This is a genomic window from Pseudoalteromonas sp. Ps84H-4, assembly GCF_024124645.1.
In the GTDB taxonomy this organism is placed as follows: Bacteria; Pseudomonadota; Gammaproteobacteria; order Enterobacterales; family Alteromonadaceae; genus Pseudoalteromonas; species Pseudoalteromonas lipolytica_C.
Window position 1 is genome coordinate 22,138 of sequence record NZ_JAMXSK010000036.1, and the last position, 7,305, is coordinate 29,442.

General features: G+C 40.4%; 7 protein-coding genes. 3 read left to right on the forward strand and 4 right to left on the reverse strand.

Features of this window, described 5'->3' with window-relative positions:
• The first annotated feature begins 162 nt into the window (after nucleotides 1-162).
• Together NH454_RS20615 and NH454_RS20620 are read left to right on the forward strand one after the other, a co-directional pair.
• Nucleotides 163-1,683, forward strand: a complete 1,521-nt coding sequence (locus NH454_RS20615; protein ID WP_138557127.1) for an aldehyde dehydrogenase family protein — start codon at nucleotides 163-165, stop codon at nucleotides 1,681-1,683.
• Nucleotides 1,684-1,821: 138 nt separating this feature from the next.
• Nucleotides 1,822-2,307, forward strand: coding sequence for an arsinothricin resistance N-acetyltransferase ArsN1 family B (locus NH454_RS20620; protein ID WP_138557128.1), 486 nt, complete (start codon nucleotides 1,822-1,824; stop codon nucleotides 2,305-2,307).
• Nucleotides 2,308-2,757: 450 nt separating this feature from the next.
• Here the strand turns inward: NH454_RS20620 and NH454_RS20625 are convergent, their stop codons facing one another.
• Nucleotides 2,758-3,231 carry a hypothetical protein gene (locus NH454_RS20625; protein ID WP_135926878.1) on the reverse strand — a complete coding sequence of 158 codons (474 nt, stop codon included), beginning with the start codon at nucleotides 3,229-3,231 and terminating at the stop codon, nucleotides 2,758-2,760.
• 206 nt (nucleotides 3,232-3,437) lie between these two features.
• Between NH454_RS20625 and NH454_RS20630 the strand changes: the two genes are divergently transcribed.
• On the forward strand, nucleotides 3,438-4,922 hold the full coding sequence (locus NH454_RS20630) for a S41 family peptidase (protein WP_253040142.1): 1,485 nt from the start codon (nucleotides 3,438-3,440) through the stop codon (nucleotides 4,920-4,922).
• Nucleotides 4,923-5,006: 84 nt separating this feature from the next.
• Here the strand turns inward: NH454_RS20630 and NH454_RS20635 are convergent, their stop codons facing one another.
• The 3 genes from NH454_RS20635 to NH454_RS20645 all read right to left on the reverse strand — a co-directional run bounded on the left by NH454_RS20635 (nucleotide 5,007) and on the right by NH454_RS20645 (nucleotide 7,152).
• Nucleotides 5,007-5,465 (reverse strand): hypothetical protein, encoded by a 459-nt coding sequence (locus NH454_RS20635; RefSeq protein WP_135926882.1) that lies wholly within the window; start codon nucleotides 5,463-5,465, stop codon nucleotides 5,007-5,009.
• Nucleotides 5,466-5,575: 110 nt separating this feature from the next.
• Nucleotides 5,576-6,742, reverse strand: coding sequence for a BamA/TamA family outer membrane protein (locus tag NH454_RS20640; protein WP_249930223.1), 1,167 nt, complete (start codon nucleotides 6,740-6,742; stop codon nucleotides 5,576-5,578).
• Between the two features lie 35 nt (nucleotides 6,743-6,777).
• A complete protein-coding gene (locus NH454_RS20645; RefSeq protein ID WP_253040143.1) occupies nucleotides 6,778-7,152 on the reverse strand; it encodes a hypothetical protein in 375 nt (124 codons plus the stop codon).
• Nucleotides 7,153-7,305 lie beyond the last annotated feature (153 nt).

A 7,305-nucleotide genomic window follows, 5' to 3' on the forward strand; every position in this document is an offset into this window, starting at 1 on the left:
GCCCTAAATTCTGGACAAATAGTCAAAAAGTCTGGACTAGGAATCAAGTGTGTTTTCAGTAACTGAGCTAACTTCAAATGCTAGCGGTTCATTAAACAATAACCTACCGCGTAATTTAGTCAATGCTAAATGAAACACAACAATTTGAAGAGAGAACACATTATGATTTATGCAAACCCAGGTAGTGAAGGCGCAAAAGTTAACTTTAAAGCGCAGTACGAGAATTATATTGGCGGCCAGTGGGTTGCCCCTGTAAAGGGTGAATACTTTGAAAACATTAGCCCAGTAAACGGTAAAGTGTTTTGTAAAGTACCTCGCTCATCAAAAGAAGATATCGAACTGGCACTTGATAAAGCACACGATGCAAAAGCAGCATGGGGAACAACGTCAGTCACTGAGCGAAGCAATATCTTATTAAAAATTGCCGATCGCATTGAACAAAATTTAGAAATGCTCGCGGTTGCAGAAACTTGGGATAACGGTAAAGCAATTCGTGAAACACTTGCGGCAGATGTGCCACTCGCGGCTGATCATTTTCGCTATTTCGCAGGCTGTGTGCGCGCGCAAGAAGGTTCAATCGGTGAGATAGACGAAACTACCGTTGCCTATCATTTTCATGAGCCATTAGGTGTAGTAGGGCAAATTATTCCTTGGAATTTTCCACTGTTAATGGCTGCGTGGAAGCTTGCTCCAGCTCTTGCTGCGGGTAACTGTGTTATTTTAAAACCAGCTGAACAAACGCCTGCATCAATTTTAGTACTGCTTGAAGTAATCGGTGATTTATTACCAGCAGGTGTATTAAATGTGGTGAATGGCTATGGTAAAGAAGCAGGCGAGGCTTTGGCAACCAGTACTCGAATTGCGAAGATTGCCTTTACAGGTTCAACACCCGTAGGGTCGCATATCTTAAAATGTGCAGCTGATAATATTATTCCTTCGACGGTTGAGTTAGGTGGTAAATCGCCAAATATTTTCTTTAATGATGTAATGGAAAAAGACGATGAGTTTTTGAGTAAGGCTGTTGAAGGAGCTGTACTTGCGTACTTTAACCAAGGCGAAGTTTGTACGTGTCCGTCGCGTTTATTTATTCAAGAAGATATTTACGAGCAATTTATTGAGCGTGTACTTGCCCGCACTTTACAAATTAAACGGGGTAACCCTCTTGATACTGAAACCATGGTAGGTGCTCAAGCATCACAAGCTCAGTTTGATAAGATCCTAAGCTACATCGAAATCGGTAAAAAGGAAGGGGCAGAAGTCCTTGCTGGTGGTGAAGTCGAGCAACTGTCAGATGAGTTTAACGGCGGTTACTACATTCAACCAACACTGTTAAAAGGCACCAATGACATGCGTGTGTTCCAAGAAGAGATTTTTGGCCCTGTTATTTCAATGTCGACTTTTAAAGATGAAGATGAAGCGTTAGCGCTTGCTAATAGCTCAGAGTTCGGCTTAGGTGCGGGTGTGTGGAGTCGAAACATGAACCGTGCTTATCACTTTGGTCGTAAGATAGAAGCGGGCCGTGTTTGGACCAACTGCTATCATATGTATCCAGCGCATGCTGCGTTTGGTGGTTATAAAAAGTCAGGTATAGGCCGCGAAACACATAAACTCGCCCTTGATCATTACCAACAAACTAAAAACCTATTAGTAAGTTACAGTGAGAATCCACTGGGCTTCTTTTAAAAGCAATTTCTTATTGTTGTCGAAACTACCCAAACGCCACATCTAGTGGCGTTTTTATTTTGCGTATATGTATTTCCAAACTTGCTTTTCTGTTATTAATTAACCAATTAATTAATGTTGAGTAAGGAATTTTCAATCATGATCAGAAATGTAAGGATTGAAGATAGTGATGCCATTGCGGCAATTTACAATCACTATGTTGTTAATAGTACGGTGACATTTGAAGTTGAGGCAATCACAGGTACTGAAATAGCCAAGCGAATACAGGCTAATCTTGATGCTGACTTACCTTGGTTGATTGCTGAAGCTGAAGGTAATGTCATTGGATATTGTTATGCAACACCTTGGAAAGCACGAGAAGCTTACCAACACTCAGTGGAAATCTCGGTTTATTTAGATGCTGATAGTCATACAAAGGGGATTGGCACCCAACTTTACGCCGCTCTATTTACTCAGTTAAAAACGCAAAATGTACATGCTGTTATGGCAGGCATTGCATTACCTAATGAAGCAAGTATCGCCTTGCATGAGAAGCATAATATGCAAAAAGTCGCGCATTTTAAGCAAGTTGGTAAAAAGTTCGGGCAGTGGATTGATGTAGCGTATTGGCAAGTCATTTTATAACGGACATAAAAAAGCCCGGCGAACACACAAGCCAGGCTTTTCGACAACAATTTGGTTGAGTTACCGCATGTGCAGTAACTCGGAATAAAAAAGCTTAGAGAACACACAAACTAAGCTTTTGACAACAATTTGGATGAGTCACCGCGTGTGCAGTAACTCGGAATAAAAAAGCTTAGAGAACACACAAACTAAGCTTTTGACAACAATTTGGATGAGTCACCGCGTGTGCAGTAACTCGGAATAAAAAAGCTTAGAGAACACACAAACTAAGCTTTTGACAACAATTTGGTTGAGTTACCGCGTGTGCAGTAACTCGGAATAAAAAAGCTTAGAGAACACACAAACTAAGCTTTTGACAACAATTTGGTTGAGTCACCGCGTGTGCAATGACTCGGTGTATAAAAAAGCCCAGAGAACACACAAACTAGACTTTTTGTGACAACAATTCGGTTATAAAGCTAAGTTTTGCTTAGCGCGGTTTAGGTTGTGATTAACTAAATCATTACCCGACATTTTTACCGCTTCATAAAAATCAGACAGTGCAGCAGTGTCGTTTTTCGACATGATGCGTGCGATACCACGGTTACTTAAAGCGAATGAAGTAAGCTCTCGACGTTTGTAGCCGCGTACTTCGCTTTGATTAAGAAGCTTGATAGCTTCAGTACAAAGTGATTCTGCGTGGCTGAAGTTTTTAGACTTCACACTTGCTGCGCAACGATTAAATGCAAGTTCGTATTGGCTGTTTACGTCAGACGCTTTAGCTGTGTTATTTAACACTGCTTCATATTGGCCTTGCATAATAGCTTGCGATGAATCTGAGTCGCTAATTACCATCAGTTTGTAGTCACTTTGATCAGCGATTGCAAAAGCTGAACATGTCAGCAAAGAGCTAAGAGCAAGTCGTTTTAAAAGTGGTTTAAACATGATTGGTTTCCTCATTAATCGCAGCATCGTTTGCTGATGAGTTAACTTTAGAGTAATCCATCTAAACCGACAAACGATTAAAATAAACTTGATAGATGAATTTTTTTAATCTATTGGCATGTGTTGTACTTTTTATTGCCACAACAATGCCTTAGTGTTTAAATGGGATGTTTTTTAAACATAATAATTATTTAAAATGGATTTTTATGAAACCCTTGACGCTTTACTCATCACTTATTTTTACAGCTCTTAACCTCAGCCCACTTGGTGTGAGCTTATGTAATGGCGAAGATAGCCATTCAGTAACTAACTCTGAGATTAATTGGTCTGAACTTGCTGTAAAAGATGTTGAAGCGGCCTATCAGTTATCGGTTATTAATCACCCTGGTATGTATGATGTACGTAACCCAGGCTTTGCTAAACAGCTCGAAAAAGCAAAGCAAGAAGGCTTAAAGCTGGCAGTAAAAGCGCATAGTTCACAAGCTTTTGCTGCGGCTATTTCACGTTTTAGAACTGTTCTACAAGATGGTCATGCAGGAGCGATCGATACCTTGCCCAGAGAACTTAAGCCACAAAAAAGCTGGCCGGGCTTTTCAACAGTATGGCGCGGTGATGCGTTAAAAGTGTATTACAGTGAGTTAGATGCAATTGCCAAGGGCGATAAGCTAGTGAGTTGTGATAATACAGCAATTAATACTTTGCTGGTTGAGCGTGTTTTTCGCTATTACGGCGAAGTTCAGCAGCCTGGTAGTTGGTGGAACCATGGCTGGCGACTAACAATTGATGATGGCAACCCGTTTTTGTCGCCGCTTGAAAGCTGTACATTTGAAAAAGCCGACGGTTCTACCTATAGCCTAAAATTAAACTGGACTGTTAGGCCTGATGATGTCACTGAAAAGCTTAAAAATGCCTACAATGGCGACAAGTTGCCAATTGAACTTAATTGGCCTTTAGAGAATATTGCTTGGATCAGTATGCCAACTTATGCACCTAATGAGCAGCAGCAAGCGGATTATCAAGCGATGTTGAGCGCTATTGAACAGCAGCATAGTGAGTTAATGCAAGCTAAAGCTGTGGTGCTTGATCTTCGCCATAATCAAGGTGGCTCATCGATGTGGAGTGAGCAAATAGCCTCAGCACTTTGGGGCAGTGAACAATTCAAATATGGCCGCTATAAGCTACACAAAAATACCCAAGTGTGGTGGCGAACTTCTAAAGGCAATACTGACTATTTTGGCGATGTAGTCGCAAGCTATGATACGGCTAGCCCTTGGCATCAATGGTTAAAGACAACCCACAAAAGTATGCAAGCTGCTTATGAAAAGGGTGAACAATTTTATGTCGAGATAGTCTCAGCAGAGCAACAAGCAATGCCAAAAAGCGCCAGTCAGTTTACTACACCTGTTTATGTGATTGTGCCAGGACAATGTGCCAGTGCTTGTTTAGATGCGCTGGATAGTTTTAAGCTTTTTGCAAACACACAATTAGTTGGCGCACCAAGTAGTACAGACTCTACCTACATGGAAGTGAGGCTCGAAACCCTACCTTCAGGCTTTGCAAAAGTCATACTGCCTATTAAAGTATATGTAAATAGGCCTCGCGAAAAAGGCTTTTACTATCAACCTGATATTAAATTCAACGAACTTGAATGGACAACACAAGCGCTTGTTAAAATGATAGCTGAGTTGTAATTAAGCAGTATCTTTAGCAAAGCGTTTGCTAGACTCCTGAGGGGGGGGAAAGTGCTAACCTTGCGCGAAGAAGAGCTCCACTTTTTAAGCTAATTCAGCAACAGGCTCTTCTGCTAACCAATTTAGAGCCGCTGTTTTTGACTTAAATACATTCATCACCATACCTGCTCGTTTATATAAATTACAGTAGGTATCGGTGAGCAAGCTACCACCTTCAAGCCCCTCTTTTATGACTAAGGCTGTTTTAGCCGGCGCAATGCCTTTGCGTCTAAGCTCAACAAAATACACCATTAGTTTTTCAAGAGCCCCAGGTGTTGCCATGCATGAGTTTTCAAATTCAACCAATTCATACCATTGACCATAAGCCGTGGTGAGTTTGTTGATATAATCTTGTTGCATGAAAGAGTGAGCTTCAATTATTTCTTCGTTGAACGGCCCAGTAGCAGTCGTTAAAAGCGTGTGTTCTCGTTGGTAAAACTCGACAAGACCATGTGGCTTAAAATCTTTGAATGGATAATGGTTAGTTGATACTTTGTTATGCATCCGTTCAATCCCTGAATGTTTATTAAGCTATTGATAATAGCAGTGTAATAGATTAATTCAATATTTAGCCCAACAAGATTGCTAAAATAACAATAAAAGTATTGTTTTTATTACCAAGTCGAACCGGCTTGAATGTAAATAGCATTCTGTTCTGGGCCATGTGCTACATCTAACCCTATGGTAATACCATAATGCTCATCGATGAGATAACGAAAGCCCGCACCGACTGTATCAATGGTTTCTGCCTTTGATAAATCAGAAAAATTATCAGCAGCCCAGCCCATGCCAGTAAACACATTAAGCTTTATTTTATGGGTGATTTTATAGCTTGCTTCTGCTTCAGTAACAAAAACATCCAAACCTTGATAACGGGTAGCAGACACACCGCGCAGGCTAATACTTGGCGGAATATAAACTGGTAAGCGTTTTTCACCTCGATTATTAACAGAGTCATATTGCATACGTAATGCAAAGTTAAACTTATCGGTATAACGCCAGTAATTGAGAGCGGTTAATTTTAAGCTGCTGTAATCAACTTTACTGCCAATTGCCTCATCGAAATATAAGTACTCGGCTTTATAGTTAAAGCCACGCTCAGGGTTAAGTGGGTTATCTCGGCTATCGTACTCTAACAAGGGGCCAATACCTGACGTATTTACATCTAGAGAAAGGTGTTCTTTGATAATGCCATTCTCGAGCAAGTAATTTTCAATTGGATTTTCTGCTAGACTAATATCCACTTGGCGATAAATCTGCTTAAAACCATAAAAAAAGTTACTGTTGTCATAACGTAATTTAAGATTTTGAAATACTGCAGGGCCTTCAATATTTAGCGAAAGTGGTGTGAGTAGTTTTATTTCATCAAAGGTATAAAAATCGAGATTAATACTCGCCCAGCCAACAATCCCTTGGTAGCGAATTCTGTCTTCGTCCCAAAACGTTATATGGCCAACAGCACCCCCTTTAGTGCCATTTTTAGTGCCCATTAGGCCAACTAAACTGATGCTTTGAGGTAGGGTAGAGCCCTCTTTCTTTTTTTTAGCTTTCTTTTCATTATCGTGAAAAAATAAACCAACCACACCAAGACCAGGCCCTACTGCTGGCTCTGTAATAAACGTGGGGATGGGTAAAAACGAAATGGGCTCATCAATTTTTTGTTGCTGATTACTTAATTGTTGCTCTGCTGGTTTAATTGCGTATTCATCATAGCTAGAGGCAAGGCAATAATCACTTAGTAAGCTTGCTGACAATACACTTATTACTACTACTTTTTTCACTTAATCCCTTACCTTAAATATCAATTGCTGTCTTGTTAAAGTTGATAGTTAAATTCTAGACGATGATCGCCATCCATAAAGTCAACGTTTCTATTCCAGTTAGCGAAATAGCGTAGATTCATACGCGGGTTAATCTGATAACTTGCAGCAAACTCATGAGTTAAAATATGGCTTTGGTTTAGGCCATAGTAATGGTCTTTATAATTATCACTTCCACCAATGGTGGTTAGCCAAAAAGGATTGTAATTAAGCCATATTTTGTCAGTTATAGTCACTTTTGCGTACATGCCAACTAAGCCATAGGCTCCCATTATGGAGTAACCACTGTCTCGACTACCGTCATCTTCAAGGGCATTTTCTCCAATCGATGCTCCGACTCCTGCAAGCGGGTAAAAGCTAAACTTGCCCACTGGTTTTAATGCTTTTATGTAGCTATAGGCGTTGTTTCCTAAAAGTTTGAACTATCTTGCCAGCCTGTGATCAGATCATCTATATCCTACTAGCCCGTGCAACAACAATGAGCAAAATCACAAACTGGTCTCACTATAATCAAGCCCTCGTTA